The organism is Anoxybacillus sp. FSL W8-0104 (genome assembly GCF_038004465.1).
GTDB classification, from domain to species: Bacteria; Bacillota; Bacilli; order Bacillales; family Anoxybacillaceae; genus Anoxybacillus; species Anoxybacillus flavithermus_G.
In genome coordinates this window covers 554,319-580,737 of sequence record NZ_JBBOQU010000001.1, presented here as the reverse complement: position 1 = coordinate 580,737, position 26,419 = coordinate 554,319, and the positions used below count along the sequence as shown (strand labels likewise).

At 45.2% G+C, this 26,419-nt stretch carries 28 protein-coding genes and 2 riboswitches; of the genes, 8 read left to right on the top strand and 20 right to left on the bottom strand.

The genetic code is table 11. The annotated features are described in order from the left end of the window. Nucleotides 1-65 precede the first annotated feature (65 nt). From NST18_RS03150 to NST18_RS03140, 3 genes are read left to right on the top strand one after another with little or no spacing between them, the layout of a single operon-like run. Entirely contained in the window at nucleotides 66-872 is an 807-nt protein-coding gene (locus NST18_RS03150) for a Cof-type HAD-IIB family hydrolase (RefSeq protein WP_004891884.1), read from the top strand. Between the two features lie 29 nt (nucleotides 873-901). Next, entirely contained in the window at nucleotides 902-1,114 is a 213-nt protein-coding gene (locus tag NST18_RS03145; RefSeq protein WP_004891887.1) for a hypothetical protein, read from the top strand. A gap of 1 nt (nucleotide 1,115) precedes the next feature. Continuing rightward, nucleotides 1,116-1,289: a DUF3813 domain-containing protein gene (locus NST18_RS03140; protein ID WP_004891891.1), complete on the top strand. Its 174-nt coding sequence runs from the start codon at nucleotides 1,116-1,118 to the stop codon at nucleotides 1,287-1,289. Nucleotides 1,290-1,312: 23 nt separating this feature from the next. Here NST18_RS03140 and NST18_RS03135 read toward each other — a convergent pair whose 3' ends face one another. Continuing rightward, nucleotides 1,313-2,146, bottom strand: coding sequence for a YitT family protein (locus NST18_RS03135; RefSeq protein ID WP_081253607.1), 834 nt, complete (start codon nucleotides 2,144-2,146; stop codon nucleotides 1,313-1,315). Between the two features lie 88 nt (nucleotides 2,147-2,234). Here NST18_RS03135 and NST18_RS03130 point away from each other — a divergent pair, with 88 nt between their 5' ends. From NST18_RS03130 to metH, 5 genes are all read left to right on the top strand, one after another. Beyond that, nucleotides 2,235-3,098 carry a DegV family protein gene (locus tag NST18_RS03130; RefSeq protein ID WP_004891897.1) on the top strand — a complete coding sequence of 288 codons (864 nt, stop codon included), beginning with the start codon at nucleotides 2,235-2,237 and terminating at the stop codon, nucleotides 3,096-3,098. A 31-nt stretch (nucleotides 3,099-3,129) separates the two neighbouring features. Next, the gene (locus NST18_RS03125; RefSeq protein ID WP_003395443.1) at nucleotides 3,130-3,255 is read left to right on the top strand and encodes a DUF3941 domain-containing protein; all 126 of its coding nucleotides are present in this window, start codon (nucleotides 3,130-3,132) and stop codon (nucleotides 3,253-3,255) included. Nucleotides 3,256-3,388: 133 nt separating this feature from the next. Continuing rightward, nucleotides 3,389-3,880 (top strand): YajQ family cyclic di-GMP-binding protein, encoded by a 492-nt coding sequence (locus NST18_RS03120; protein WP_021094041.1) that lies wholly within the window; start codon nucleotides 3,389-3,391, stop codon nucleotides 3,878-3,880. 93 nt (nucleotides 3,881-3,973) lie between these two features. Beyond that, nucleotides 3,974-4,076, top strand: a riboswitch (SAM riboswitch). A gap of 67 nt (nucleotides 4,077-4,143) precedes the next feature. Next, nucleotides 4,144-5,991 (top strand): bifunctional homocysteine S-methyltransferase/methylenetetrahydrofolate reductase, encoded by a 1,848-nt coding sequence (locus NST18_RS03115; protein WP_192951450.1) that lies wholly within the window; start codon nucleotides 4,144-4,146, stop codon nucleotides 5,989-5,991. Beyond that, entirely contained in the window at nucleotides 5,984-9,373 is a 3,390-nt protein-coding gene (gene metH, locus NST18_RS03110; RefSeq protein ID WP_004891906.1) for a methionine synthase, read from the top strand. Before NST18_RS03115 ends, metH begins: the two co-directional genes overlap by 8 nt. Nucleotides 9,374-9,397: 24 nt before the next feature. On the opposite strand, the gene cobO is transcribed toward metH, so the two are convergent. The 19 genes from cobO to NST18_RS03015 all read right to left on the bottom strand — a co-directional run bounded on the left by cobO (nucleotide 9,398) and on the right by NST18_RS03015 (nucleotide 26,403). Next, a complete protein-coding gene (gene cobO, locus NST18_RS03105; protein WP_004891909.1) occupies nucleotides 9,398-9,919 on the bottom strand; it encodes a cob(I)yrinic acid a,c-diamide adenosyltransferase in 522 nt (173 codons plus the stop codon). After that, complete coding sequence (cobA, locus tag NST18_RS03100) at nucleotides 9,913-10,662, bottom strand: uroporphyrinogen-III C-methyltransferase (RefSeq protein ID WP_004891912.1); 750 nt, start codon at nucleotides 10,660-10,662, stop codon at nucleotides 9,913-9,915. Before cobA ends, cobO begins: the two co-directional genes overlap by 7 nt. Further along, a complete protein-coding gene (locus NST18_RS03095; RefSeq protein ID WP_004891915.1) occupies nucleotides 10,655-12,169 on the bottom strand; it encodes a cobyric acid synthase in 1,515 nt (504 codons plus the stop codon). The genes cobA and NST18_RS03095 overlap by 8 nt, the downstream gene beginning before the upstream one ends. Continuing rightward, the gene (locus NST18_RS03090) at nucleotides 12,162-13,523 is read right to left on the bottom strand and encodes a cobyrinate a,c-diamide synthase (RefSeq protein WP_004891918.1); all 1,362 of its coding nucleotides are present in this window, start codon (nucleotides 13,521-13,523) and stop codon (nucleotides 12,162-12,164) included. The genes NST18_RS03095 and NST18_RS03090 overlap by 8 nt, the downstream gene beginning before the upstream one ends. Further along, nucleotides 13,520-14,599: a cobalt-precorrin 5A hydrolase gene (locus NST18_RS03085; RefSeq protein WP_004891921.1), complete on the bottom strand. Its 1,080-nt coding sequence runs from the start codon at nucleotides 14,597-14,599 to the stop codon at nucleotides 13,520-13,522. The genes NST18_RS03090 and NST18_RS03085 overlap by 4 nt, the downstream gene beginning before the upstream one ends. Nucleotide 14,600: 1 nt before the next feature. Further along, nucleotides 14,601-15,368 (bottom strand): precorrin-4 C(11)-methyltransferase, encoded by a 768-nt coding sequence (cobM, locus tag NST18_RS03080; RefSeq protein ID WP_004891924.1) that lies wholly within the window; start codon nucleotides 15,366-15,368, stop codon nucleotides 14,601-14,603. After that, nucleotides 15,365-16,066 (bottom strand): precorrin-2 C(20)-methyltransferase, encoded by a 702-nt coding sequence (gene cobI / locus NST18_RS03075; RefSeq protein WP_192949222.1) that lies wholly within the window; start codon nucleotides 16,064-16,066, stop codon nucleotides 15,365-15,367. Before cobI ends, cobM begins: the two co-directional genes overlap by 4 nt. After that, the gene (locus NST18_RS03070; RefSeq protein ID WP_035018841.1) at nucleotides 16,063-17,268 is read right to left on the bottom strand and encodes a bifunctional cobalt-precorrin-7 (C(5))-methyltransferase/cobalt-precorrin-6B (C(15))-methyltransferase; all 1,206 of its coding nucleotides are present in this window, start codon (nucleotides 17,266-17,268) and stop codon (nucleotides 16,063-16,065) included. Before NST18_RS03070 ends, cobI begins: the two co-directional genes overlap by 4 nt. Next, nucleotides 17,234-18,346 (bottom strand): cobalt-precorrin-5B (C(1))-methyltransferase, encoded by a 1,113-nt coding sequence (locus NST18_RS03065; RefSeq protein WP_088223467.1) that lies wholly within the window; start codon nucleotides 18,344-18,346, stop codon nucleotides 17,234-17,236. Before NST18_RS03065 ends, NST18_RS03070 begins: the two co-directional genes overlap by 35 nt. 2 nt (nucleotides 18,347-18,348) lie before the next feature. Next, a complete protein-coding gene (locus NST18_RS03060; RefSeq protein WP_004891934.1) occupies nucleotides 18,349-18,981 on the bottom strand; it encodes a precorrin-8X methylmutase in 633 nt (210 codons plus the stop codon). Beyond that, the gene (gene cobK / locus NST18_RS03055) at nucleotides 18,982-19,758 is read right to left on the bottom strand and encodes a precorrin-6A reductase (RefSeq protein WP_004891936.1); all 777 of its coding nucleotides are present in this window, start codon (nucleotides 19,756-19,758) and stop codon (nucleotides 18,982-18,984) included. A 10-nt stretch (nucleotides 19,759-19,768) separates the two neighbouring features. Continuing rightward, entirely contained in the window at nucleotides 19,769-20,602 is an 834-nt protein-coding gene (locus NST18_RS03050; protein ID WP_004891937.1) for a sirohydrochlorin chelatase, read from the bottom strand. Between the two features lie 5 nt (nucleotides 20,603-20,607). Further along, nucleotides 20,608-22,128 (bottom strand): precorrin-3B C(17)-methyltransferase, encoded by a 1,521-nt coding sequence (gene cobJ / locus NST18_RS03045; RefSeq protein WP_088223731.1) that lies wholly within the window; start codon nucleotides 22,126-22,128, stop codon nucleotides 20,608-20,610. A 4-nt stretch (nucleotides 22,129-22,132) separates the two neighbouring features. Next, nucleotides 22,133-22,897 (bottom strand): energy-coupling factor ABC transporter ATP-binding protein, encoded by a 765-nt coding sequence (locus NST18_RS03040; protein WP_004891941.1) that lies wholly within the window; start codon nucleotides 22,895-22,897, stop codon nucleotides 22,133-22,135. Continuing rightward, nucleotides 22,881-23,591 carry a CbiQ family ECF transporter T component gene (locus tag NST18_RS03035; protein WP_004891944.1) on the bottom strand — a complete coding sequence of 237 codons (711 nt, stop codon included), beginning with the start codon at nucleotides 23,589-23,591 and terminating at the stop codon, nucleotides 22,881-22,883. Before NST18_RS03035 ends, NST18_RS03040 begins: the two co-directional genes overlap by 17 nt. After that, nucleotides 23,584-23,853 (bottom strand): energy-coupling factor ABC transporter substrate-binding protein, encoded by a 270-nt coding sequence (locus NST18_RS03030; protein WP_004891947.1) that lies wholly within the window; start codon nucleotides 23,851-23,853, stop codon nucleotides 23,584-23,586. The genes NST18_RS03035 and NST18_RS03030 overlap by 8 nt, the downstream gene beginning before the upstream one ends. Further along, complete coding sequence (locus NST18_RS03025) at nucleotides 23,850-24,602, bottom strand: energy-coupling factor ABC transporter permease (protein WP_004891951.1); 753 nt, start codon at nucleotides 24,600-24,602, stop codon at nucleotides 23,850-23,852. The genes NST18_RS03030 and NST18_RS03025 overlap by 4 nt, the downstream gene beginning before the upstream one ends. After that, nucleotides 24,599-24,964 carry a (2Fe-2S) ferredoxin domain-containing protein gene (locus NST18_RS03020; RefSeq protein ID WP_003395475.1) on the bottom strand — a complete coding sequence of 122 codons (366 nt, stop codon included), beginning with the start codon at nucleotides 24,962-24,964 and terminating at the stop codon, nucleotides 24,599-24,601. Before NST18_RS03020 ends, NST18_RS03025 begins: the two co-directional genes overlap by 4 nt. 137 nt (nucleotides 24,965-25,101) lie before the next feature. Beyond that, nucleotides 25,102-25,282, bottom strand: a riboswitch (cobalamin riboswitch). A gap of 86 nt (nucleotides 25,283-25,368) precedes the next feature. Next, nucleotides 25,369-26,403, bottom strand: a complete 1,035-nt coding sequence (locus NST18_RS03015) for a LacI family DNA-binding transcriptional regulator (RefSeq protein WP_004891954.1) — start codon at nucleotides 26,401-26,403, stop codon at nucleotides 25,369-25,371. Nucleotides 26,404-26,419 lie beyond the last annotated feature (16 nt).

Genomic DNA, 26,419 nt, shown 5'->3' with positions numbered 1-26,419 from the left:
AGACAAATATTTTGGAAAAACGATACACTGAATGAGGAATAATTTTGACGAAAAGGGGAACGGTTATGGAACAACATTTAATTGCAATTGATTTAGATGGGACGTTGTTAAAAGATGATAAAACGATTTCTTCACGTTCTTATGATGTTATTCAAAAAGCAAAAGCGGCGGGACATGTCGTCGTCATCGCAACAGGTCGCCCGTATCGCGCAAGTAAAATGTATTATGAACAACTCGACTTAACGACGCCGATCGTCAATTTCAACGGTGCATTCGTCCATCATCCGAAAGATGACAGCTGGGGAATGTACCATACGCCACTTCAGTTAGAAACAGTAAAAGAAATTGTTGAAGTAAGCCGAAAATATAACGTACGCAACATTTTAGCCGAAGTGATGGACGATGTTTATTTTCACGAACATGACGAGCAGTTGCTTGATTTGTTTAATTTAGGAAATCCAAATGTGTATATCGGAAACTTACGTGACATTTTACGAAAAGATCCAACGAGCATTTTAATTTTATCTGACGAACAAAACGTCGGGCGCATTCGCACATATTTATCTGAAGTGCATGCCAACGTCATCGACCACCGCAGTTGGACAGCCCCGTGGCACGTCATCGAAATCGTCCGAAGCGGCATTCATAAAGCAGTCGGTCTTGAAAAAATTGCTTCCTATTACGGTATTCCACGCGAGCGCGTCATCGCTTTTGGCGATGAAGATAACGATATCGAGATGTTAAAATGGGCTGGATTAGGTGTCGCGATGGGCAATGCGATTGAACCGCTAAAAGCGGTCGCAGACGATGTGACAAAAACGAACGAAGAAGACGGGATCGCTGTTTATTTGCAATCATTATTAAAGTTATAAAAAATTCCCTTACGTATTGTGACGTAAACATGAACAAACTATCATCGACGCCATATGCGTCACAAGCGGCAAACAAGGGGGCGTATCGTGTGGGCAAACGAAATAAATCAAAACGTTTCGTTCAACAAGGTGCTGATGCGGTTTATAAACATGATGAGCGCATTCCGTATCATATGACGTATGAAGAAGCGGAACAACGCAAAGCAGAAAAAGCGGATCATACGAATCTCGGGGGATTTTAATATGGGTAATCCGTTATTTCAACAAGCAAAAGAAGCGGTCGCTAAAGCAAAAGAGGAAAAAACAGAACGCGCCATCGCTGTAGCGAAAAATGCGCTCTCATCCGCTTTTGCGAATGCGAACGATGCGGAACGAAGACAGTTGCACGATTTGCAAGATGAGCTCGATACATTGTAAAAAGCTGCGCGTCACGCGCAGCTTTAATCTTTTCGGAAAAACCCGACGACTTCTGTCGTTTGCATAATATTTGTAAACGCCTTTGGATCGACTTCTTTAATAATTCGTTTTAAATCAAACAACTCATAACGTGTAATAACGATCATAAGCATATCTTTATCTTCGTTTAAAAATGCTCCTTTCGCCGGAATGACGGTAATGCCACGAATCATTTGTGACTTGATCGCTTGCTTCATCTCTTCCCCTTTTGTCGTAATAATGAGCGCAGTTAATTTTTGATGGCGCGTATGAATCGCATCGATGACGCGCGTCGTCACATATAACGTCACGAGCGTATATAACGCTTTTTCCCATCCGTACACATATCCAGCGGTTAAAATAATAATCGAGTTTAACGCAAAAATGTACGTCCCGACCGAACGATCATTGACGCGAGACAATACGAGCGCAATAATATCTAATCCGCCTGTTGACGCCCCCCATTTTAACGTCCAGCCCGTTCCGACTGCTGCAATCACTCCGCCGAAAACGGCGTTCAATAAAATGTCTTCAGAAAGCGGACGAACAGGAATGATTTCAAGAAATAGCGACATAAACACAACGCTTAAAAAGCTATAAAACGTAAACGATTTTCCTACTTTTTTCCATCCTAAAATGGCCACAGGAATGTTAAATAAAAAAAGCAATAAACCTGTCGAAATAGCATAAGGCGTATAGTCGCCTACGACTTTGGAAATGAGCTGCGCCGCTCCAGCAAACCCACTCGTATATACGTTCGCTGGAATTAAAAATAAATTCATGCCGATGGCGTTTAATAATCCGCCAATGACGACGACAAACAGTTTTTTTACGTCCACAGAACATCCTCCTACAAAGCGATAAAAATTGTTTTTTTTCATAATAATCGCTACACTTAAAATAAGTACATACATAGGGGTGATTGAAATGAATATTAAAATTATAGCGGATAGCGGGTGCGATTTGCCACTTTCTTTTATACAAGAAAAACAAATTGCTTTTTTACCGTTAGCTGTTCATATAAACGACAAAGACTACGATGATCAACTGACGATCCAGCCAAAGCAAGTATACGATGCCATGCGCGCAGGCGACGTACCGAAAACATCGCAAGCAAAACCAGCGCAAATGGAAGAGCTATTTACGACGCTCGCCAAAGAAAACATTCCTGCCATTTATATCGCCTTTTCCTCTGCTTTATCCGGTACATATCAAACAGCGGTCATGATAAAAAACGATGTGCTTGAACGATACCCTGATGCAAAGCTAACGGTTATCGACTCGAAATGCGCATCGCTCGGTCTTGGGCTTGTCGTAAAAAAAGCCGTTGAGCTTGCAGAAAGCGGTATCGCATATGAAGATGTCGTGACGACCATTGAAACGTATTGTCGCCATATGGAACATATTTTTACCGTTGATGACCTACAATATTTAGCGCGCGGCGGTCGCGTCAGCAAAACAGCAGCATTTGTCGGCGGGGTATTAAACATTAAACCACTTCTTCACGTCGAGGACGGGAAATTAATCCCGATTGAAAAAGTGCGTGGACGGAAAAAAGTGTTGAAACGAATGGTCGAGATCATGCGAGAGCGCGGAGCAGACGTGCAAAACCAGCTCATCGGCATTAGCCATGGCGATGACGAACAAACGGCGCTCGAACTAAAAGCGATGATTGAAGAAACGTTCGGCTGCAAACAATTTTTCATTTCTGAAGTCGGCGGCGTCATCGGAGCACATGCCGGACCGGGAACGATCGCCCTCTTTTTCTTGAATAAACAGCTTGGGCATTGATTACACTACCCTTTAAAGGGGTGACGAAGCGATGACAAGCGACAACGACAAAAAAGCAAAAGACAATAACGCGAAACGACACGAAAAAAATATGGAGCGCGAAAAAAATCGCCAAGCTGGCAAGCGCGCCTACTCAAAAGAAACGAACCATTTGTAAACAAAAAAGATGCTCGCGCGGAGCATCTTTTTTACTTCGTTTGAATAGAAAGCATAATAAAGATTTTGTAAAGTTGTTCATATGTCAACAACCGACTATAATGGAAGCACAATATTTGTTTGAGGTGATCCATATGTCAAAAGAAAGTTCATTTGATATCGTGTCAAAAGTCGATTTGTCGGAAGTCACAAACGCCGTCAACATCGCGTTAAAAGAAATTCAAAATCGCTATGACTTTAAAGGGAGCAAAAGCGACATTTCGCTTGAAAAAGACGAGCTTATTCTTATTTCCGACGACGAGTTCAAACTAGAACAACTGAAAGATGTGCTCATCGGCAAACTTATTAAACGTGGCGTCCCTACAAAAAACATTCAATACGGAAAAGTGGAAGCTGCGTCTGGCGGAACGGTGCGCCAGCGTGCGAAACTCGTTCAAGGCATCGACAAAGACAACGCGAAAAAAATTAACACAATCATTAAAAATACAGGTTTAAAAGTGAAAAGTCAAATTCAAGAAGACCAAATTCGCGTCAGCGGCAAAAGTAAAGACGATTTGCAAAAAGTCATCGCCGCGATTCGCGAAGCAGATTTACCGATCGACGTCCAATTCGTCAACTACCGTTAAGAAGGCTATGCGCCTTCTTTTTTCTTTTCTCAAATAAAATAGTTGAATATTTCTAAAAAATCAGTTACATTTATGAGTAACTTCATACACATCATCTTATCGAGAGAAGGGGAGGGACTGGCCCGATGAACCTTCAGCAACCTGACGATCGTCAAGGTGCTAAGTCCAGACAAGCGATTCGCTTGGAAGATAAGAAGGAGCGTACGACGTCTTCTTCTTATGGAGGAGACTTTTTTATTTGAAAAAGAAACGGAGGAATGGACGTGGGATTGCTAAATGATTTAAAAGAACGCATCGTCATCGCCGATGGAGCGATGGGGACGTTATTATATGCGCACGGCATCGATCGCTGTTTTGAAGAATTAAATGTGACAAAGCCTGAAGAAATCGTTCATATTCACGAAGCGTATATCGATGCAGGAGCTGAAGTCATCCAGACGAATACGTACGGAGCGAACTATGTAAAGCTCGCCCGCTACGGATTGCAAGATGATGTCAAACAAATAAACGAAGCAGCCGTTCGGCTCGCCAAGCAAGCCGCAAAAGGACGCGCCTATGTGCTCGGCACAATTGGGGGACTCCGCAGTACAAATAAAAGCACCATTTCGCTCGAAGAAGTGAAACGAACGTTTCGCGAGCAACTGTACGTCTTGTTAAACGAAGGCGTCGATGGCCTGCTGCTTGAGACGTATTACGATTTTGAAGAACTGCAAACCGTTCTTTCCATCGCTCGCCAAGAAACGACGTTGCCGATCATCGCCCACGTCACCTTGCACGACATTGGCGTCTTACAACATGGCATGCCGCTTGCAGATGCGCTGTGTCAACTCGAACAGCTTGGCGCCGATGTCGTTGGCTTAAACTGCCATCTCGGTCCGTATCATATGTTGCGCTCGCTTGAAGAAGTGCCGATTCCGACGCGCGCCTTTTTATCGGTGTACCCAAACGCAAGCTTGCCGCAATATCGCGACGGACGGTTCGTTTATGAAACGAGCGAACAATATTTTGAAGAAACAGCGCGCGCCTTTCGCGATCAAGGAGTTCGACTCATCGGCGGATGTTGTGGAACGACGCCGAAACATATTTCCGCTATCGCTCGCGCCCTGTCCGACCGCACACCTGTATATGAAAAAAAAGTGAAACAACGGCATACAATCGTCGTGCAAGAAGCGGAACAAACATCTGCACCTTCCCTAGCTGACATCGCACGCACGCGCCGTTCGATCATCGTCGAGCTCGATCCACCAAAAAAGCTCGGCTTAACAACATTTTTAGAAGGCGCCAAAGCGTTGAAAGAAGCACATATTGATGCGCTAACGCTTGCTGACAATTCGCTAGCAACACCACGCATTAGCAACGTCGCTGTCGGAACGATCGTCAAACAACAACTGAACATGCGCCCGCTTATTCACATTACATGCCGCGACCGCAATTTAATCGGCTTACAGTCGCACTTAATGGGGCTTCATACGCTCGGCATGACCGATGTGCTCGCTTTAACCGGCGATCCATCAAAAGTCGGCGACTTTCCAGGGGCGACATCCGTCTACGATTTATCGTCATTTGACCTCATTTCGTTAATTCGTCAATTTAACGAAGGGCTTTCGTATTCTGGAAAACCGCTCGGACAAAAAACGAACTTTTCCATCGCTGCGGCCTTTAATCCGAACGTACGCCATTTAGATAAAGCGGTGAAACGACTAGAGAAAAAAATTGAATGCGGAGCGCAATATTTTTTAACGCAGCCGCTATATAGTGAAAAACAAATCGAAGACGTATACGAGGCGACAAAACATTTGGCGACGCCAATTTACATCGGCATTATGCCGCTTACAAGCGCTAGAAACGCCGACTTTTTACACCATGAAGTACCGGGCATTACATTGTCTGATGACATTCGCGCTCGCATGGCCGCTTGCGCCAATGACCCGATTCAAGCAACAAAAGAAGGATTGGCAATCGCCAAATCGCTTATCGACGCAGCATTCGATTTATTCCAAGGTATTTATTTAATTACACCGTTTTTACGTTACGATATGACAGTCGAACTCGTTCGCTACACGCACGAAAAAGAGCGGCTCAAAAAAGAAAGGACGGTTTACCATGGCTAGTTTACTCGAACAGCTTGAAAAGAAAATTTTAATTATTGACGGGGCAATGGGAACGATGATTCAAGCCGCCAACTTAACAGCGGATGACTTTGGCGGTGAAGCGTACGAGGGATGCAATGAATATTTGACGATCACCGCCCCAGAAGTCATTGCCCACATTCATGAAGCTTATTTTGAAGCGGGCGCGGACATCGTCGAAACGAATACGTTTGGCGCAACGAACATCGTATTAGATGAATACAATCTCGGACATATCGCCCTTGAGTTAAATATCGAAGCGGCAAAGCTCGCTAAGCGAATCGCGGAGCAATATTCAACGAGCGATTGGCCACGCTTTGTTGCTGGTTCGATGGGACCGACGACGAAAACGTTATCTGTTACAGGCGGAACGACGTTTTCTGAACTTGTCGCCGCATACGAACAACAAGCGCGTGGACTATTACTTGGCGGCGTCGATCTTCTTTTATTAGAAACGTGCCAAGATACGTTAAACGTCAAAGCCGCTTTTCTAGGCATAACCGAAGCGTTTAAAACGGTCGGAAAACAAGTGCCGCTTATGATTTCTGGAACGATTGAACCGATGGGAACGACGCTTGCCGGACAGACGATCGAATCGTTTTTTATTTCGATTCAACATATGAAACCATTTGCCGTCGGCTTAAACTGTGCAACCGGTCCAGAATTTATGACCGATCATTTGCGCACGCTCGCCTCCCTCGCCAATACAGCCGTCAGCTGTTATCCAAACGCCGGTCTTCCGGACGAAGAAGGACATTATCACGAAACGCCAGACATGCTCGCGAAAAAAATTCGCCAATTTGCCGAGAAAGGATGGCTAAATATCGTCGGCGGCTGTTGCGGTACGACGCCTGAACATATTCGCGCCATCGCTGAAGCCGTTCGCGACGTGCCACCGCGCGTCATTCCGAAACAGTTTCCGATGCATGCCGTCTCTGGCATTGATGCGCTCGTTTACGATGAGACGATGCGCCCGCTTTTCGTTGGAGAACGAACGAACGTCATCGGTTCGCGCAAATTTAAGCGGCTCATTGCGGAAGGAAAATATGAAGAAGCGGCAGAAATTGCTCGCGCTCAAGTGAAAAACGGGGCGCACGTCATCGACATTTGTTTAGCCGACCCTGACCGCGATGAAAAAGAAGATATGGAACAATTTATTCAACAAGTCGTGAAAAAAGTGAAAGTGCCGCTCGTCATCGACTCGACAGACGAAGACGTCATTGCCTGCGCTTTATCGTATTCACAAGGAAAAGCAATTATTAACTCGATTAACTTAGAAGACGGCGAAGAACGATTTGAAAAAATTGTTCCGCTTCTTCATCAATACGGAGCAGCGGTCGTCGTCGGCACGATTGACGAACAAGGCATGGCGATCGAAGCGAAACGAAAACTTGATATCGCCCTTCGTTCATACGATTTACTCGTCAACAAATACGGTGTCTCACCGCACGACATCATTTTCGATCCGCTCGTTTTTCCGATCGGCACAGGAGATGAACAATACATTGGTGCAGCGAAAGAAACCATTGAAGGCATTCGCCTCATTAAACAACATTTGCCGAACTGTTTAACGATGCTCGGCATTAGCAACGTCTCATTCGGTTTGCCACCTGTCGGGCGCGAAGTGTTAAACTCCGTCTTTTTATACCATTGCACACAAGCTGGTCTCGACTATGCGATCGTCAATACCGAAAAATTAGAGCGATTCGCTTCCATTCCTGAAGAAGAAGTACGTTTAGCCGAGGCGTTGTTATTTGACACAAACGATGAAACGTTAAACGCGTTTATTCAATTTTATCGCGATAAAACGAAACAGCCGAAACAAGCAAACGTCCATATGACGTTAGAAGAACGGCTCGCCGCATATGTCGTTGAAGGAACGAAAGACGGGCTCATTGAAGATTTAACGCTCGCATTACAAACGTACAGCCCACTTGACATTATTAACGGTCCGCTTATGAACGGAATGGACGAAGTCGGTCGTTTATTTAACGACAACCAACTCATCGTCGCCGAAGTGTTGCAAAGTGCGGAAGTGATGAAAGCCGCGGTCGCCTTTTTAGAGCCGTATATGGAGAAAAACGAAACGAGCGTGAAAGGAAAAGTGCTGCTTGCAACCGTCAAAGGAGATGTACATGACATCGGTAAAAATTTAGTCGACATTATTTTAAGCAATAACGGGTTTCATGTCGTTGACTTAGGCATTAAAGTGACACCACAACAACTCATCGAAGCGGTGCGACACGAACAGCCCGATATGATTGGCTTATCAGGACTGCTTGTTAAATCCGCACAACAAATGGTGCTTACCGCCCAAGACTTAAAACAAGCCGGCATTTCGTTACCGATTTTAGTTGGCGGAGCGGCTCTGTCACGCAAATTTACCGATACGAAAATTGCCCCTGAATATGACGGTATCGTTTTGTACGCCAAAGATGCGATGGAAGGACTGACGCTAGCCAATCGCATCGTTCAACAAGATATCGTCTATGAGAAAAAAGAAAAAGTGGAACATGTAACAAAACAGCAAAACGCTGTCACTGTCATGACAAAGTCCAATGTGAAGCAAGCACCTATTTACGTTCCGACCGATACAGAAAGGCATATATTACAACACATTCCGCTTTCACACATTGAACCGTACGTCAATTGGCAAATGTTGCTCGGACACCATCTCGGCTTAAAAGGAAACGTCAAACAGCTGTTGGCGGAAGGAAATGAAAAAGCGATCATGTTAAAAGAGCTCATCGATGAATTACTTGCCGAGGCAAAACAAACAAGTTCGCTTGCACCAAAAGCAGTATATCAATTTTTCCCAGCAACAAGCGACGGCGATACGGTGATCATTTACGATCCGCGCGATCAACAAACGGTCATTGAGACGTTTACGTTTCCAAGACAAACGAAAGCACCGTATTTATGTTTAGCAGACTATCTTTCTAGCGAACAAATCGACTACGTCGGGCTATTTGCCGTTACCGCCGGGGCAGGCGTGCGCGATTTAGCACAACGGTTCAAAGAAGAAGGGCAATTTTTGAAAAGCCACGCGATTCAAGCGTTAGCGCTTGAACTAGCGGAAGGATTGGCGGAACGCGTGCATCAAATTATGCGCGACCGCTGGGGCTTTCCAGATTCGCCTGACTTTACGATGGAGCAACGGTTTGCGGCAAAATACCAAGGACAACGTTTTTCTTTCGGCTACCCTGCTTGTCCAAATCTAGAAGACCAAGAAAAACTTTTTCGCCTATTGCGTCCAGAAGAAATTGGCATTCATTTAACAGAAGGCTATATGATGGAACCGGAAGCGTCTGTCTCCGCCATCGTCTTCGCTCATCCAGAAGCAAGATATTTTAACGTGTTGTGAAAAAGCTGACTAAAGTCAGCTTTTTCACAAATCAATCCCTTTGATCGCATGAACGCCTTCACGGTAATAATGTTTTACTTCTTTCATTTCCGTCACTAAATCGGCAAGTTCAATGATTTCCTCTTTTGCCCCTCTTCCTGTGACGACAACGTGCGTATGCGCTGGCTTGTTCGTTAACGTATGTACAACGTCATAAAGCGGCAACACATCATCAATCGGAAACGACGTAATCGCTAACGCTACATTTAATTCGTCTAAAATAACGACATCATACATACCTGATTGCACGCACTCTTTCGCTAGCGCCCACCCTTTTTGCAATGCTTCGCGATGCTCAGACGGTGTTTTCGTCCATGTGAAACCAACACCTGTTTGGTGTACGGCGATGCCGAGCTGCTGTAATATTTTCGCCTCACCATATGGACGATGCGGCGATTTAATAAATTGAATGACAATCACTTTTTTCCCATGCCCCGTGGCCCGAACAGCAAGACCGACCGCTGCAGTCGTTTTTCCTTTTCCGTCCCCTGTATAAACAATCACCATGTTTCTTCCACCCACTTTAATTGATCGTGTAAACGTACAACGTCTCCGACAACAATAATCGCGGGGGAAGAAAGTTGTTTTTCATTGACGATGTCAACGATCGTTTGCAACGTACCGACGACCGTCCGCTGCTTATTTGTCGTTGCCCATTCAATGACCGCCACCGGCGTATGCTCATCTTTTCCATGACGTTTCAGCTGTTCGCAAATGTAAGCGATATTTGCCATCCCCATATAAAATACGATCGTATCTGTCGCTTGACTTAATGCATCCCAACGAATGCGATCGCGCTCTCCGCTTTGATGTCCAGCGATGAACGTCACCCCGCCCGCATAGTTGCGATGCGTCACAGGAATGCCAGCGTACGCTGGCGCAGCCACACCAGCTGTCACCCCGGGGACAATTTCATACGGAATGCCGTGTGCCCGCAAATGTTCTGCCTCCTCTCCACCGCGACCGAACATAAATGGATCACCGCCTTTTAATCGAACAACCGTTTTTCCTTGCAACGCATATTGTACAAGCCATTCGTGAATTTGTTGTTGAATATTTCCATGTTTTTTCGGCTCTTTACCGCAGTATAGTAGCTCGGCTTCTTCTTTCGCATATGCAAGCAGCTGTTTGCTCACGAGCCGATCGTAAATAATGACATCCGCCCGTTCTATACATTCGCGCCCATATACGGTAATAAGCTTCTCATCCCCCGGACCTGCCCCGACAATGTACACTTTTCCTTTATGCATCACCATATCTCCCCTTTTGAAATTCAATCATTTTTCGTTCAATCGTTCTCACATCGACATGTTTTTCGACGCAATCTGCTAGCTCGTCAAACGCTTCGTTGCGCAATCGCCGATAAAATGGTCGCTCTATAGGGAATAAAACGTGCTTTTTTCGCCGTACATCATTTAACAAATAATGACGAAACGCATCGTTATGAAATAAATCGTGCATATACGTTCCGATGACACGTTCATCTTTCGTTTTGCATCCATCTGTTTTCCCTTCCATAAAAATGAGCGGTTCGCCTCGTTTTACGCTTGAACGTCCCATATGAATTTCATAGCCTTCTACGTGGAACGTTTCGCCTTTGAACATCAATATTCCTTCGCATAACACCGTCGTTTTTTCGCGAGCGAGCGTCGTCTCCATCGGCAATAAACTTAATCCGTCGATCTCATCAAGCGGTGTTTCGACATGAAAAGGGTCTTGAATGCGCTCGCCAAGCATTTGATAGCCGCCACAAATGCCGACGATTGTCACATCCGTTCGTTCATATAAGCGTCGGAGAGCAGAAAATAAGCCCGTTTCTTTTAAAAAACAAACGTCTTCGATCGTATTTTTACTGCCCGGCAAAATGAGTATATCGGGCTCACCTAACAACGACGCGTCCGACACAAACCGTACCGAACAGTCCGGCTCCGCAAAAAACGGATCGATATCAGTAAAGTTGGAAATGCGAGGATATTGAATGACGGCTACATCGATCGCTTTCCCATCGTCTTTTTTCGTCGCATAACGAGAAAGTGCAACCGAATCTTCCGCATCGATGCGCACGTGCGTATACGGAACAACGCCAAGCACCTTCACACCTGTATATTGTTCGAACCAGCGCAATCCCGGCTGAAGAAGCGAAAGGTCGCCACGAAATTTATTAATGATGACGCCAATCACACGCTTGCGATCTTGTTCCTCTAATAATTGCAACGTGCCAACTAAACTCGCAAACACCCCTCCTCGCTCGATGTCGCCAACGAGAACGACCGGAGCATTTGCCATGCGTGCTACACGCATATTCACAAGTTCGCGATCATTTAAATTTACTTCTGCAGGGCTTCCCGCTCCTTCAATGACAAGCCGATCGTATTGCTTCATCAACATATCAAGCGATTGTTGAATAAGCTGAAGTCCAGTATGAAAAAACTCGCTTCGGTAGTCGCTCGCCTTCATATTTCCGTACGGTTTCCCATGTACAACAATTTGCGCTTCTTGATCGCGGCTCGGTTTAATTAAAATCGGGTTCATATGCGTCGTCGCCAACACGCCTGCTGCTTCCGCCTGCACCCCTTGCGCGCGTCCAATCTCCTTTCCGTCAACCGTCACATATGAATTGAGCGACATATTTTGTGATTTGAACGGGGCCGTCTTCCAACCGTTGCGCGCAAAGATGCGGCAAAAAGCGGTCGCGATGACGCTCTTTCCGGCATCCGAATGCGTTCCTTGAAACATAATCGGAAGCGCCCTACGCATCTTTTTTCACCTCGCTACACGCCTTGAGCCATCGCTCAACAAGCAAAGGATTTGATGGAAAATAAAAATGAACGTAACCGGCGACAAGACGTTTATCCATATAGCCATCTAATTTACATCCTCGCAACCCTTTCACTTCATATGCAAACTTTTCTTCTTTGCGTGGGACAAACGTCGAGTAATGAAATTCGTGACCTTTTGCTCTGTCATATTCAAGCAAAAAGTTCCCCTTTCGTCCCGTCACTTCGCGATATCCGAGAGCAGCGAGCTTTTGCTGCATACGTACGTATCCTGGGATGACGCCGACCATCTCGTAATATCGTTCGTCAGTTGTCGTCATAATTCCTTCCGTTAAATACATAAATCCGCCGCACTCTGCAAGCGTCGGTAAACCGCGTTGAATCGCTTCCGCAACCGACTGTTTCACTTGTTCATGTTGTGCAAGTTCCGCTGCAAATTCTTCTGGAAATCCTCCACCAATATATAGCCCATGTACATCATGTGGAACACATTCACCGACGAGTGGAGAAAAATAAACGAGTGTTGCCCCATACGCCTGAAGCATTTCTAAATTTTCTTCGTAGTAAAAATGAAATGCAGCGTCCTTCGCCACAGCAATGCGCACATCGTACGTTTGCTTCGGCTGAAAAAGTGGAGCGCTCGTCAGCTCATTCGCCTCGGCTAAGTCCCATATCGCATCCAAATCAACCGTTTTCTCTATTCGCTTGCCAAGCTCATTAAAAAACGGTTGAAGCTCTCCACGCTCCACAGATGGAACGAGCCCTAAATGACGCTCTGGAATCGTCAAGTCAACCTCTTTTTGTAAATAACCGACAACAGGAATACGGCATTGTTGCTCAATCGCTTCTTTCACAAGCCGAAAATGTCCTTCGCTCCCAACGCGATTCGCGATCACCCCAACGATGCGAACGCGCTCATGAAACGATTGAAACCCGCGCACGACAGCCGCCGCACTTCGCGCCATTCCTGAACAATCAACGACTAACAACACCGGGCTTTCCGTGATGATGCTAATTTCTGCAGTGGAACCTTCATCTGTCGTCGCTCGTTTCCCATCAAATAGCCCCATTACCCCTTCAATAATGGAAAGATGCGCTCCTTCGCTTCCTTTCTTGCATACGTAGCGCACAATGTCTTCATTTCCCATCCAACTATCTAAATTGCGCGAACGCCTTCCCGTCACCGCCGTATGATACGTCGGATCAATGTAATCAGGTCCACATTTAAACCCTTGAACAACATAGCCTTTTTGTTTAAACGCACTCATTAAGCCGAGCGTTATCGTCGTTTTTCCAACACCGCTCCCAGTCCCAGCCACGACAATTCTTTTCACCGCTCTCCCTCCCATAGCGCAACGGAAATCGTCACATTCCCACTCTTTTTTTTCGTTAAAATAAGCTTTTGTTGTCCGCTATATCGCTTTGCTGCAGGTTCGCTTACACCATATGCCCCAGTATAGCGAAATACTGTTTCAGACGGTTCATCAATCGGAACGTCGTTTAATTGTTCGGGCGTATAAAAAATAAGCGGCCACCCATATTTGTTTGCGACGGCTAATAAACCTTCTTCATCTTTTTTTAAATCAATTGTGCATAATGCTTTCACACTTTTTATAGAGAAACGTAGCTGTTGTAACGTATCACAAATCACTTGTTCAATTTCTTGTGCGCTTGTCCCACGATTGCAACCGATGCCAATGACGATCACTTTCGGACGATACAACACTCCATGTTGTAAAATGGCTTGTTCCTCTTTCTCGAGCAGCCGATGCGTCACAACTAATGCTGCATCAGGCCTTGCTTTCAGCGCTTCCGCAATCGACCCATATGTACGAATGTTCGCTGGAAGCGGTGCATCATATGTCCACCAATGCCGCTCCCCTGATTCTTGTACAATCGCGACGTGTTGCTCGTTCACAACGGCAGCGCTCACAGGTGTTAAGTTTTCTTCGTTCTCCCACACCCATCCGAACGAGCGGCCAAATAAATCAACAGCAATTGTTTGTTGCACATCAGATGCTGTTGTAATAACTGGACGGGCATGCAGCAATGCCGCTACTTGGCGCGTTAATTCGTTTGCCCCACCTAAATGGCCAGACAACACACTAATGACATGCTCCGCCTTATCATCAATAACAACAACAGCAGGATCTGTTTTTTTATCTTTTAGTAACGGGGCAATCATGCGCACAACTGCCCCAAGAGAAATAATTAAAATAAGACCGCGGTACGTGCCGAACCATTTTCCTAAATGAGAGCGAACATTTCCAGAAAATAAATAAATACCTTTTTGCTTTTCATCACCTTTTGCAAATTTATCTGTGTAATACACGTGTGTATCTGGGAGTGTTTCATGTAGTTTTCGTGCAATTTCTACTCCGTGCTTCGTAATGGCTACAACGGCATACATGTTATTCCCCACCTTTTCGATAGCCGTGTGTAAACGTTTCATCATACAATTTGGAACGACATGATTCATCGAGTTCATTAGAAAGCGCCCAGCCTGCTAAAATAAGGGCATGTTTCCGAATGCCGTGGCGCTGCATATCTTCATGTAGCGTACCAACAGTAGAACGAACGACTTTTTCATCCGGCCATGTCGCTTTATACACAACGACAACAGGCGTATGCTCGCTCCATCCTGCTTCAAGAAATGCAGCTGTCACTTTTTTCGTTAACGTCGCACTTAAAAAAAGAGCGATTGTACAATGATGTTGCGCCAACGAAGCGAGCTGTTCTTTTTCAGGAACTGGGGTTCTTCCTTCTGCTCGCGTTAAAATGACCGTTTGCGTTAAATTCGGTACGGTCAATTCTACTTGTGCCGCAGCGGCGGCAGCGAACACCGAACTAACTCCCGGAACGATGTCAACGTCAATGCCTTCTTTTTTCAAAAGCACGATTTGTTCCATCGTCGCCCCGTAAATCGACGGATCACCAGTGTGAAGACGAACGACGATACGTCCGTTTTTCACTTCTTCGCACATCATGGCAACCATTTGCTTTAAATGCATACCCGATGTACAAAAAATGCGCGCGCTTTCTTTTGCATATGTAAGCAGTTCATCATTGACAAGCGAATCGGTGTAAAAGATGGCGTCCGCTTGCTGCAACAGCTTCATTCCTCTGACTGTAATTAAATCGCTCGCTCCCGGACCAGCGCCGACAATATATATTTTCACTTTCTCACCACCATTAATGTTAAATAAGGTAATGACACTTGCTCCAACTGTTCAATATTCCATATGACCTCTTCGTGAGATGTCACTTTTGTCACAACTGCTGCTTTGTTTGTTATATTCATCTCCCTTAAAATGGCAAGAAGCAGCGACATCACTTTTGCGACTTTTAAAAAAATGACGCAATCGTGCGTTTCAATCACTTTTTTCATCGCATCATAATCATCTCGTGCTGGGATGATGGCAACTGTCTCATCCCCATCCGCTAGCGGCAACTGCAAACGTGCGGCTGCTCCATTTATAGATGAAATGCCAGGTACAATTTCAATCGAAACGTTCGGATATTTCATTTGCATCGTGCGCATAAAATGAATCCATGTGCTATATAAAAGCGGATCGCCTTCCGTCACAAACGCAACATGCTTCCCCTCACGCAAATAAGTCCATACCGTTTCGACTGTTTCATTCCATTTTTCCCGCAACACATTTTCGTCTTTCGTCATCGGAAAAACGAGACCAAGCACCTGTTTTTCTTTTGGCGAAAAGTACGCATCGACAATTTGCTGCGCATAACTTTTACTGCCATTCGCCTTTTTTGGATAAGCAATGACGTGCGCCTCTTTCAATCTACGAAACGCTTTGACTGTTAGTAGTTCTGGGTCCCCCGGACCAACTCCTATGCCGTATAACGTACCAATCATTCTGTATCCCTCTTCCATGCTGAAATGATATATATTGGATTTAATGCATCAAAACGCGTCAATTGTAAAATCGGTTTGCTGCGTGAAAATTGGGCGAGCAAAATATCAACAGTATATCCATAGCTTCGTAATGCATCGATCGCTTCATATAACGTTTCGACCGTGACCGCATTGATGACGATGCGCCCACCTTTTTTTAATCGCGTACAACAAACAGCAATAATGTCACGCAAACTCCCTGATGTACCGCCAATAAAAATCGCATCTGGATCAGGAAACTGCTCCAAATGTTCTGGCGCGCGGCCGTGAATGAGTGTAAAATCTACGCGAAATTTTTTCATATTTTTCTGACATATCTCAATATCATAGGCGTTTTTCTCAATTGCAAATACTGCTCCTTCACGAGCCATTTTTGCCGCTTCAATAGCTACCGACCCTGTACATGTGCCAATGTCCCATACAACGCTTTTTTCATGAAGATGGAGCGCCTGCAAACTTAATACCCTCACTTCTTTTTTCGTAATGAGCCCTTTTTCTGGCTTGCGCTGAAAAAATTCAGCATCGTCGATCCCAAACATCCACTTCGTCCCATCTGTTTTTCTGCGCAAAACGACAATATTTAATGGAGCGAACGAAGCCTCCTTCATCTCTTCCAACGTAAAAAAACGACAGCGCTCGTTTTCGCCCCCAAGATGTTCCCCGACAAACGCCTCATATTCAGTCATCCCATAAGCCAACAAATACGACGCAATGGCAGGCGGATCGTTCGTTTCATCTGTTAAAATAGCTACCTTTTCTTTTCCATCGATTCGCTGTGCCAATCCTTTCATCGTACGCCCGTGCAAACTAACGATGTATGCATCATGCCAACTTTCTCCCATTTTCGCAAACGCCCATTGCAACGAGCTTACAGAAGGATATACTTCAATCGGCACTTTTTTTGCTAAATAACTACCGATTCCATAAAACATTGGATCCCCTGAAGCTAAAATAACTGTTTTTTTCGGCTCATTCATTAACGTGGAAACGAGCGATGATAAATTGTTCCGAATAACGATTTTTTCTCCTTTGTAATGAGAAAAAAAAGATAGTTGCCGTTCCCCACCAACAAGCCGTTCACTTTCATCAATCCATTGTTTATATAGCGTAGGGAGGGATGCTGCTCCGTCAGCACCAATCCCGATTAACTTCATTCGCTCCATCGCTTCGCACCGCCTTTCCTAAACATTGCCCTTTCAGCGTATATAACGTCGTCTCGACAGTCAGTCCGCCATTCACTTCCCGAAACGCATGTTGGCAACAATAGTCACATAACAAATGAAAGAATGACAAATGTCCAGCTTCATACATCATATCGCCAACTTGCGATGCGGTATTCGCCTGTTTAACAGCTTCAATCATATGTGTTGGAGCACCTGATTGTTTCGCAACGTCTGCTAAAAATTGAAAATCAACAGGTGCACTTTTGGAATGAACCATCATAACGCCTTGGGCGACTTTCGAAAATTTTCCCATCATCCCAACGAGCGACACTTTTTTTATCCCGAGCCGCTTACATTGTTTTAATGTAAATCCAACAAAATCCCCCATTTCAATAAATGCTTCTTCTTTCAAATGAGGATATTGTTTCATTGCATATGTTTCACTTCTTCCACCCGTGGTGACAACAACATGATCGCAGCCACAAGCGACCGCAACTTCAAGTGCACGCACAATACTTGCTCGATACGCTGATGTCGAAAATGGAACAACGATGCCGCGCGTCCCTAAAATCGAAATGCCTCCAACGATACCAAGACGGCCGTTTAATGTTTTTTTCGCAATTTCTTCTCCATTTGGAACAGAGATAATAATGCGCACACCACGTTTTATACCGTATTTTGTCATCAACTCATTGGCAACGTCCATCATCATTTGCCGCGGCACGGGATTAATCGCTGCTTCGCCAACAGGAATAGGTAAACCCGGTTTTGTTACTCTTCCTACCCCTTCTCCTCCGTCAATATGGATGCCCTCTTCCGTCCAGCTTACAGTTGCGACAATAGAGGCACCGTGTGTCACATCTGGATCATCTCCCCCATCTTTAATTACCGTTGCGCTCGCTCGTTCTTCTTCCATTTCACAAGAAACGATCGCAAAGGTAACTTCTCGTCCGATCGGCAACATAATGGTCGCTTCTGTTTGTTTCACGCCAGTAATGAGCGCACATAACGCCGCTTTAGTAGCAGCCGTTGCACACGCCCCTGTCGTATATCCTTCACGCAACTTTTCTTTTTCCATACTTATTCCCGCTCCGCTAAAATGGACAACGCATTTAATGCGGCGACAGTTACCGTACTCCCTCCCTTTCTCCCGATATTTGTGATAAACGGAACATCCAATTTCGCCAATTCTTCTTTCGATTCTGCTGCTGAGACAAATCCGACGGGTAATCCGATAATGAGACTTGGGCGCGCCTCCCCTTCTTTCACTAGTCGAATGAGTTCTAGTAGAGCTGTCGGAGCGTTACCAATGGCAAAAATGCCCCCCTCCGCTTCTTGCACCGCTTTGCGCATCGCAACAATCGCTCTCGTTGTGTTTAATCGTTTCGCTTCTTTTATCACATCTTCATCAGAAATGTATACATGAACGCTCCCACCATATTTTTCAATACGCGCTTTATTAATTCCAACTTGCACCATTTGTACATCAGCCACGATCTTTTTCCCGGCACGAATCGCAGCCATTCCCGCTTCAATCGCTCGCGGATGAAACAACAAACTTTTCCCTAATTCAAAATCGGCGCTCGCATGAATGACGCGTTGAACAACGGCATACTGCTCAGCAGTGAATGCATGCTCCCCTATTTCTTCATCAATGATTTGAAAGCTTTTTTGCTCAATTTGTTCTGGTTGCACAGTTATTGGACGAAACATTTACTTTTCCTCCTTTTTTATCTCTCGCTCAAGTGCGCGAATGATGTCGGAAAACTCATTGTACACGTTTGGATAAGCAAGTTTTGGGCGACGAATAACAACCGTTTCAATACCAAGCTCTTGCGCCGCAGCAATTTTTTCATCAACGAATCCAACCCGTCCGCTTTCTTTCGTCACAAGAAGCGTCACTCCGAAGTGTTTCATAAGTGCAACATCTAACTGTTTCGTAAACGGACCTTGCATCGCAATAATATTTTCTTGTGGAAAGCCCAATTGTTCGCACTTTTCCATATTGTCCTTCCGCGGTAACATACGGGCAATGAGGCGAACATCGGGAAGCGGAAGCAACTGCTCTGCAAAAATGTGTAACGTTTTGCTTCCCGTCGTAAGCATAATGACTCCTCTTTTTTTTGCTGCATACTGTGCCGCCGCTTCATAGCTATCGACAAATGTAACGCGCTCATACGCAATCACGCTTTCTTTTCGCTCATAGCGAATGTACGGAACGCATGCTCTTTCCGCAGCTTGCATTGCTTGACGCGACGCCTCTTCCGCAAACGGATGGCTCGCGTCAACGATCGCCTTAACTTTATGTTCGTTCATGAGCGCAATCATTTGTGACGCTGTTAATCGTCCGACGTGCGCATGAATGCCGACATGAGCCATCTGCTCTGCCGCATGTTCGGTAACGACGGTCGCAAATATGTCATATCCCGCATCGCGAATAGCTAGCGCTAACTGTCTCGCATCGCTTGTTCCTGATAACATCATAATCATGTGCTTCACCTCAATGATCGTGATGGTGATGATGGTGATGATGGTGATGATGTTCAGCGACATGAAGCCGATATTGACACGTATCACAATTCATACGAACCGAATTGCTTATTGCTTCTTGCAACCGATCAAGCACAATCGTTTGTAGTGCCGGGTGAAAACCAAAATAATGCGCAAGCACAAACGAAATGTCCGAGTATGTGCTTTGAAACTCGGAAACTCGCTTTTCTAACCGTTTGATTAATACGCCCGTAAATAAAAAGTACGGCAAAATCACAATTCTTTTCGCACCGAGTTTGATACATCTGTCGATGGCCTCATCTAATGACGGATTCGTCACCCCCATAAACGCCGGTTCTACAATCGTCTGTTTATTTCGCTCCCAAAATAAGCGAGCAATTTTATACAAATCGCTATTTGCATCTGGATCGCTTCCACCGCGCCCAAGCAAAATGATCGCTGTCTGCCCATCCATAACAATCCCTGCTTCTTGCAGACGGTCGTTTAAAATCGTAAACGTGGCGTCATGAATACCGAGCGGTCGTCCGTACGTAAATGAGACGTACGGGTAACGTTCTTTTGCCTCATCAATCGCTGCCGGAATATGCAACTTCGAATGACCAGCTGGCAGTAAAATGATTGGAATAACAATAACGTCCGTTGCCCCTTTTTCTACACAATGGACAATACCGTCTATAACAGATGGGACACCGAACTCTAAAAAACACGTGTACACATAAAACGTCTGATCAATTTGCGGACGAAGCATTTGAACAAACTGGCGAACTTGCTCGTTTCCTTCTTCATCCCTACTTCCATGCCCAACAAATAAAATTGCTCTCATTTGCCTCACTCCCCACATGCCGCTGGCTCTGTTTTTAACGTTTCACCGTAAACAAAACCGCCGACTTCTTTTTTTCGTTCAAAAAATTTATGGAAACGTTCATTCGCATATCCTTCCTCTTTATATTGCCTAATGATACGAGTGATCGTTTCAATCAACTGATCAGGATGAATACCTTCAGCAACAAGCTGTCCCGGATGAGCATTTCTCCCTACCGTTTTTCCACCTAAAAATAAATCAAATGCTCCTTTCCGATAGACGATGCCAATATCTTCATGGACAGCGCCATAACAAGCCATGCCACACCCGTTAAATCCAAGCCGCAATTCTTTTGGCAATTCCATCCCGCCAAATTGTTTGTATAATTGTTCAGCATAAGGAATGGCGTCTTTTTTCTCTCCGTCACAAAAATCACATGCTTTCATAACAAATACATTTCCTGTTGGGGCGACGGTTAAACCAGCTTCTAAAAGCTCACGAACAACTTCGTCTGGTCGCTCCGTTTCCATCGTCACTTTAAGATAATGATCTGGTGTGTACGTAATTGTTCCTTTTTCACCAACGATGCGTGCAATGTCTATCATTTGTTTCGTTGTTAACGTTTTATTTGTCACCCCTGGACTAATGGCTATTTCTAATCTTTCTATCTGTTTTGGAGCACTCACTTTTTCGTACGCTTCTTCGGCAATCGCGCGCACGTTTGCGAGTGACCACGGTTCCGCCTCTGGTCGCAGCCGTTCATGTGGCTTTAACGGTTGAACAGCGCTCGCTAGCTTATATTTCCGTTCATAACCACGAGGTGTAATCATCAGTCCATCGTAAACAAATGTGGAAGAGTTCCCGATAATAACGGTCGTTAACATACCGATGTCGTGCTCTAACATGTCTCCTAAACTTGTTAATACAATATGTTGTCGTTCGCGGTACGCGCTTTTGACGAGACCAACAGGTGTATGTGGTGAACGATATGTTAATAAAATACGTTGCGCTTCGACAATCTGCTGGGTACGGCGACCGCTTTTTGGATTGTATAGCGCAATAACAAAGTCAGCTGCTGCGGCTGCCTCAATTCGTTTGGCGATGATGTGCCATGGTGTTAAATGGTCGCTTAAACTAATCGTGCATGCGTCATGCATAATCGGTGCCCCTAGCAAAGCGGCACAAGAATGAATGGCTGAAATGCCTGGAATGACTTCCACTTCAATCCCTGTTTCCTTATGCCACCCGTTTTCAATTAACACCTCGTAAACAAGCCCAGCCATACCGTACAGTCCGGCATCTCCGCTCGAGATGACAGCGACGTTTTTTCCGCGTTCTGCCTGCTTTACAGCTTCTTGTGCTCGACTCACCTCTTCCGTCATCCCTGTGCTAATCACTTCTTTTCCACGAATGATGTCTTTAATTAAATCGACATACGTTTTATAACCAACGATAACATCGCTTTCTTCAATCGCTTCACGCGCCCGTTTCGTCATATGATCAACACTTCCTGGGCCAAAACCGACAACAAACAATTTTCCCATTATGTTTTCACCCCTTTTTCCATCGTTCGATCCATTCAAACAGTTGTTGTTCTGTACACGTCTTATTTTCCTTCATCCATATGCGTAAAAGAAGAGGAAGCGGCAAACGAAGCTGGTGAAAAATATCCGCTTGTGAAAATATAAACGCAGGTGTACCGTGCAAAACGATGCGACCGTCATCCATAACAAACACTTCGTCTGCCCATTGCCATACGAAATCAAAATCATGAGTGATGACAACGAGCGTCGTACCTGCTTCGTGCCACTCATTTAGTTTCATGATAAGGCGCTCGCTCTGTGCAGCATCTAAATAAGCAGCTGGCTCATCGACAATAAGCAACTCCGGTTGAGAGGCCATCGCTACAGCGAGCGACAACCACTTTTTTTGTCCGAGACTGAGATGATGAATGGGCACGTCTCGCCATTCAGCAAGCGAAAATGTTTTTATCGCTCGTTCGATCCGTTCGCTATTCCCTTGCAAACTAAGCGCAAGCTCTTCCTCAATCGTTGGTGCTAAAAATTGATGTTCTGGATTTTGAAAAACGACGCCGACATGTTGACGTAAATGTTCCTTTACACGTTTTCCTTCCCAATACACCTCCCCTTTTGTTGGGCGATAAATGCCGTTTGTATGAAGCAACCATGTTGTTTTTCCACAACCGTTTTTTCCGATCAACGCATATTTTTTTCCGCGTTCGATCGTAAGTGATACTCCTTTTAAGACGTGCGCACCGTTTCGATACGTATAGTGAACATCATGAAACTGCAACATATAATCCCTCCACGATGAGTAAAACAACGATGCCAAGCGATGCTTCAATGACATACCTTTTTGGCAATTGCTCGTCCGTGCACCGCGGAACTGTAAAAGAGACGTGGCGCGCTCGTTGCGCAATGACCATCGCCTCATATTGATGCAATGTGTGGCGTAACAATTGTGCAACGGCAAGTGAAGCGATCCGCCAATTTCGTTCTCCTTGTCTCACGCGCACCGTAACAAACAGCTCCCTTGCTGCCTTTTCCAACATGAAAATGAAACGATACGTTAACAATAGAAGCTCTATTAGTACACGCGGGATGCGCAATGTTTGTAGTGCGCATGCCAAGCGAAAAAATGGCGTTGTTGCGGCAAGAAAAAAGAGAACGAGCGAGCATGTAAACGCTCGTAACCAAATCGTACCTACATATGAAACGTCCACAACAGCACCATCAAGTGAAAAAAGGAGCGGTGCGCTACTCCAAAGAATAACGAGCGCCATAAGCAAACAAACACGCAAACAAACATGCCATGGTAAGCGTGCATAAACAATAAGCCAAGTAAGCATCCATCCAACAATGAAAAAACGACCAGCATTCGTTCCAATCATCGCCCATATAAGCAAAATAAATGAAAATGTCAGTTTAAATGTCGCCCGAAGTTTCGAAAGCTGATTGCGATACGCCCATTCGTCAAGCCAGCTAACCATTTCGTTTTCGCCCTCTATATAAACCGATAATGTAGCCAATCACTCCCGCTCCAATTGCCGCCTGCAATGAAAATAGCAACGTTTCTACTTCCCCGCCGGGCGGTTCAAAAAACACATCGAACCACGGTTCATAATTGGGCGCAAGTTGTTGAATCATCTCCTCCGCAAGCGCATCCGCCCCAGCAAACTCCGTATGTTTTACAACGACGAGCGGCAAAACGATCAAAAGTGCGGCAAGGAAAAGCAATAGTCGATTGTTCATTTAGCAGACGCCCCTTTCTGTTGCAATATACTTAATTCTTGTTTCGTGTACGTATGTAAAAAATTCCATACAACAACAGTCAGAAGCCCTTCGGTAATTGCAAGCGGTATTTGAGTGACAGCAAAAATGGAAGCAAACTTTAAGAACGCCCCCCATACCCCGCCTGTTGCGTCTGGAAATGCCAGCGCAAGTTGTATCGATGTCATCACATACGTAGCTAAATTGGCAAACATCGCCGCCACAAAAACAGAAAGGCGCATCGAAATGCGAAGCTTTTGGCATGCAACAAACGACACGTACGCTACAAACGGACCGATAACCGCCATCGAAAACGCATTTGCACCGAGCGTTGTCAATCCACCATGCGCAAGCAATAATGCTTGAAACATTAACACAGCCGTACCGATGACCGTCATGACGAACGGCCCAAATAACAGCGCACCGAGGCCTGTCCCTGTCGGATGCGAGCTGCTTCCTGTGACAGATGGAATTTTTAAAGCGGAAAGAACGAATGTAAATGCGGTCGCTAGCGCAAGCAACATTTTCATTTCCGGCTGTTGTTTTACGATGCGCGTCATCGTCCGTAAACCGACGAAGAAAAATGGCAAAAATAACAACCACCAAACGAGCGCCCAATGCCAAGGTAAAAATCCTTCCATAATGTGCATCGCATATACTGAAGGTGAAAGCGCAAATAAAACGTAGACAGTCAAGCATGTACAAACGATCCACCATGCGTTTCGCTTCATTTTTCTTTCCCCCTTGTCGCAACGCTATGTTCGGGCATAACAAATCCTGTATGTTCATACGTATACGTGACGTAATCGCGCAATATGTTCCCGTCACGTACATGATTGCGTACAATGTCTCTCCCTATTTGTTCATCAATCGTACGATACCAAACACCTTCTGGATAAACGATGACGACACATGCATCTTCGCAGCGACCGTTGCATCGTGTACGCGTCGTATGAACGCGCCCATGTAACTGCAACCGATCAATTTCATCGCGAATCGCTTGCGTCACCTCTTCCCCTCCTTTTCTCATGCAGCTTCCTCCGTTGCAAATAAGCACGTGATGTGTCGTTCCTTGTAAATTCCATGTTGCCATATATGTCGCCCCTTTTTTCAAAATAAAAAAGCACCTCTAGGTAGAGGTGCAGAAAAAACGAAAGATTCAAACAATCATATATTCACAACCGTTGCTTTCCATCGTCTCCGCACGTCCACCTATATTCCCGTAGGCAGCCGACGTATCGCAAGCAGGCAGGTCTCCTGGCTTAGGTTCATCATTTCGTTGCGCCTTCCCAAAAATCAGTGGCATATTGCAACGAAACTCCCCATCACAGTGGCGGGTACCGCGACGGCTTTGCACCGTTCTTCCCTTTTAAGCATACGGACGTATGCACCGTACTTGCTCATCGTATATATTTTTTCAAAGAGCGTGAATGTTAAGAATATAATACACCATTTTTTTCTTCTCGCCTAGCCTGTTTATAAAAAAAGAGCACCTTCCTATTCAGAAGATGCTTTGTAATAATCGCACGAAAACCGTTTGACGAGCGTATGCGGAATAATGATGCGTTTAATTGGCTCATTCGGGTTTTCGATTTGTTGAATTAAATTTCTTGCTGCTTCAAAGCCGAGCTGGAAAATGTTAATGTCTACCGATGTTAATGGCGGACGGGAAATTTCTGATAAAAGTACGTTGTTAAAGCTCACGATCGACAAATCGGCTGGTACGCTTAGCCCCATTTCCGCAAGCGTATTTAATACTCCAAGCGCCATTAAATCGTCGGCGACAACGAGCGCAGTCGGCGGTTCTTTCAATGAAAGCAACCCTTTCATCGCCTCTTGGCCGCCTTCTTTTAAAAATTCTTCATGCACGATGTAATCTTTTCGATACGGAAGACTAGCCGATTTCAATGCTTTTTCATATCCGAGCAAACGATCCATCGTCACGATGAGATTTACATTTCCTCCGACAAAAGCGATGCGTTCATGACCGAGCTCAATTAAATATTCCGTCGCCTCGCGCGCAGCGCGAACGTTATCGTTATCCACGTGCGTAATTTGCTCCGCTTTTTTATGCGGTTTACCGATGACGACAAACGGCACGTCTTCTTTTTGTAAATACGCCATAATTTTATCGTTCGCTCGCGAATACAGCAAAATCACCCCATCGACGCGTTTTCCTTGCACCATATGGACGACGCCTTCATAAATTTCCGCTTCCGTCTCCCCTGTCGACAACTGCAACGCATATTGCCGATCATGCACCGCTTTGCTAATGCCGCGAATGACTTCTGGGAAAAACGGGTTTTGAAACGCTTTATCGGCTGAGCTTGGCATAATTAAGCCGATCACTTGCGTCGATTTATTTGCTAAACTGCGGGCGATAAAATTCGGATGATAGCCGAGCTCTTTCATCGCTTCGCGCACTTTTTTCTTCGTCTTTTCACTAATGCGCGGACTGTCAGCAATGACGCGTGAAACAGTCGATGGTGCCACGTTCGCTCGTTTCGCTACATCTTTAATCGTTACTGTCATAAAAATCCCCCATCTC

Excerpts from the sequence above, each read along its gene's own strand:
- NST18_RS03150 (WP_004891884.1), top strand. The coding sequence starts at position 66 with ATGGAACAACATTTAATTGCAATTGATTTAGATGGGACGTTGTTAAAA.
- NST18_RS03145 (WP_004891887.1), top strand. The coding sequence starts at position 902 with ATGAACAAACTATCATCGACGCCATATGCGTCACAAGCGGCAAACAAG.
- NST18_RS03140 (WP_004891891.1), top strand. The coding sequence starts at position 1,116 with ATGGGTAATCCGTTATTTCAACAAGCAAAAGAAGCGGTCGCTAAAGCA.
- NST18_RS03130 (WP_004891897.1), top strand. The coding sequence starts at position 2,235 with ATGAATATTAAAATTATAGCGGATAGCGGGTGCGATTTGCCACTTTCT.
- NST18_RS03125 (WP_003395443.1), top strand. The coding sequence starts at position 3,130 with ATGACAAGCGACAACGACAAAAAAGCAAAAGACAATAACGCGAAACGA.
- NST18_RS03120 (WP_021094041.1), top strand. The coding sequence starts at position 3,389 with ATGTCAAAAGAAAGTTCATTTGATATCGTGTCAAAAGTCGATTTGTCG.
- metH (WP_004891906.1), top strand. The coding sequence starts at position 5,984 with ATGGCTAGTTTACTCGAACAGCTTGAAAAGAAAATTTTAATTATTGAC.
- cobO (WP_004891909.1), bottom strand. The coding sequence starts at position 9,919 with ATGGTGATTGTTTATACAGGGGACGGAAAAGGAAAAACGACTGCAGCG.
- cobA (WP_004891912.1), bottom strand. The coding sequence starts at position 10,662 with ATGCATAAAGGAAAAGTGTACATTGTCGGGGCAGGTCCGGGGGATGAG.
- NST18_RS03095 (WP_004891915.1), bottom strand. The coding sequence starts at position 12,169 with ATGCGTAGGGCGCTTCCGATTATGTTTCAAGGAACGCATTCGGATGCC.
- NST18_RS03085 (WP_004891921.1), bottom strand. The coding sequence starts at position 14,599 with ATGTATGCCGTTGTAGCCATTACGAAGCACGGAGTAGAAATTGCACGA.
- cobI (WP_192949222.1), bottom strand. The coding sequence starts at position 16,066 with ATGATTGGTACGTTATACGGCATAGGAGTTGGTCCGGGGGACCCAGAA.
- NST18_RS03070 (WP_035018841.1), bottom strand. The coding sequence starts at position 17,268 with ATGGAGCGAATGAAGTTAATCGGGATTGGTGCTGACGGAGCAGCATCC.
- NST18_RS03065 (WP_088223467.1), bottom strand. The coding sequence starts at position 18,346 with ATGGAAAAAGAAAAGTTGCGTGAAGGATATACGACAGGGGCGTGTGCA.
- NST18_RS03060 (WP_004891934.1), bottom strand. The coding sequence starts at position 18,981 with ATGTTTCGTCCAATAACTGTGCAACCAGAACAAATTGAGCAAAAAAGC.
- cobK (WP_004891936.1), bottom strand. The coding sequence starts at position 19,758 with ATGATTATGATGTTATCAGGAACAAGCGATGCGAGACAGTTAGCGCTA.
- NST18_RS03050 (WP_004891937.1), bottom strand. The coding sequence starts at position 20,602 with ATGAGAGCAATTTTATTTGTTGGGCATGGAAGTAGGGATGAAGAAGGA.
- NST18_RS03040 (WP_004891941.1), bottom strand. The coding sequence starts at position 22,897 with ATGTTGCAGTTTCATGATGTTCACTATACGTATCGAAACGGTGCGCAC.
- NST18_RS03035 (WP_004891944.1), bottom strand. The coding sequence starts at position 23,591 with ATGGTTAGCTGGCTTGACGAATGGGCGTATCGCAATCAGCTTTCGAAA.
- NST18_RS03030 (WP_004891947.1), bottom strand. The coding sequence starts at position 23,853 with ATGAACAATCGACTATTGCTTTTCCTTGCCGCACTTTTGATCGTTTTG.
- NST18_RS03025 (WP_004891951.1), bottom strand. The coding sequence starts at position 24,602 with ATGAAGCGAAACGCATGGTGGATCGTTTGTACATGCTTGACTGTCTAC.
- NST18_RS03020 (WP_003395475.1), bottom strand. The coding sequence starts at position 24,964 with ATGGCAACATGGAATTTACAAGGAACGACACATCACGTGCTTATTTGC.
- NST18_RS03015 (WP_004891954.1), bottom strand. The coding sequence starts at position 26,403 with ATGACAGTAACGATTAAAGATGTAGCGAAACGAGCGAACGTGGCACCA.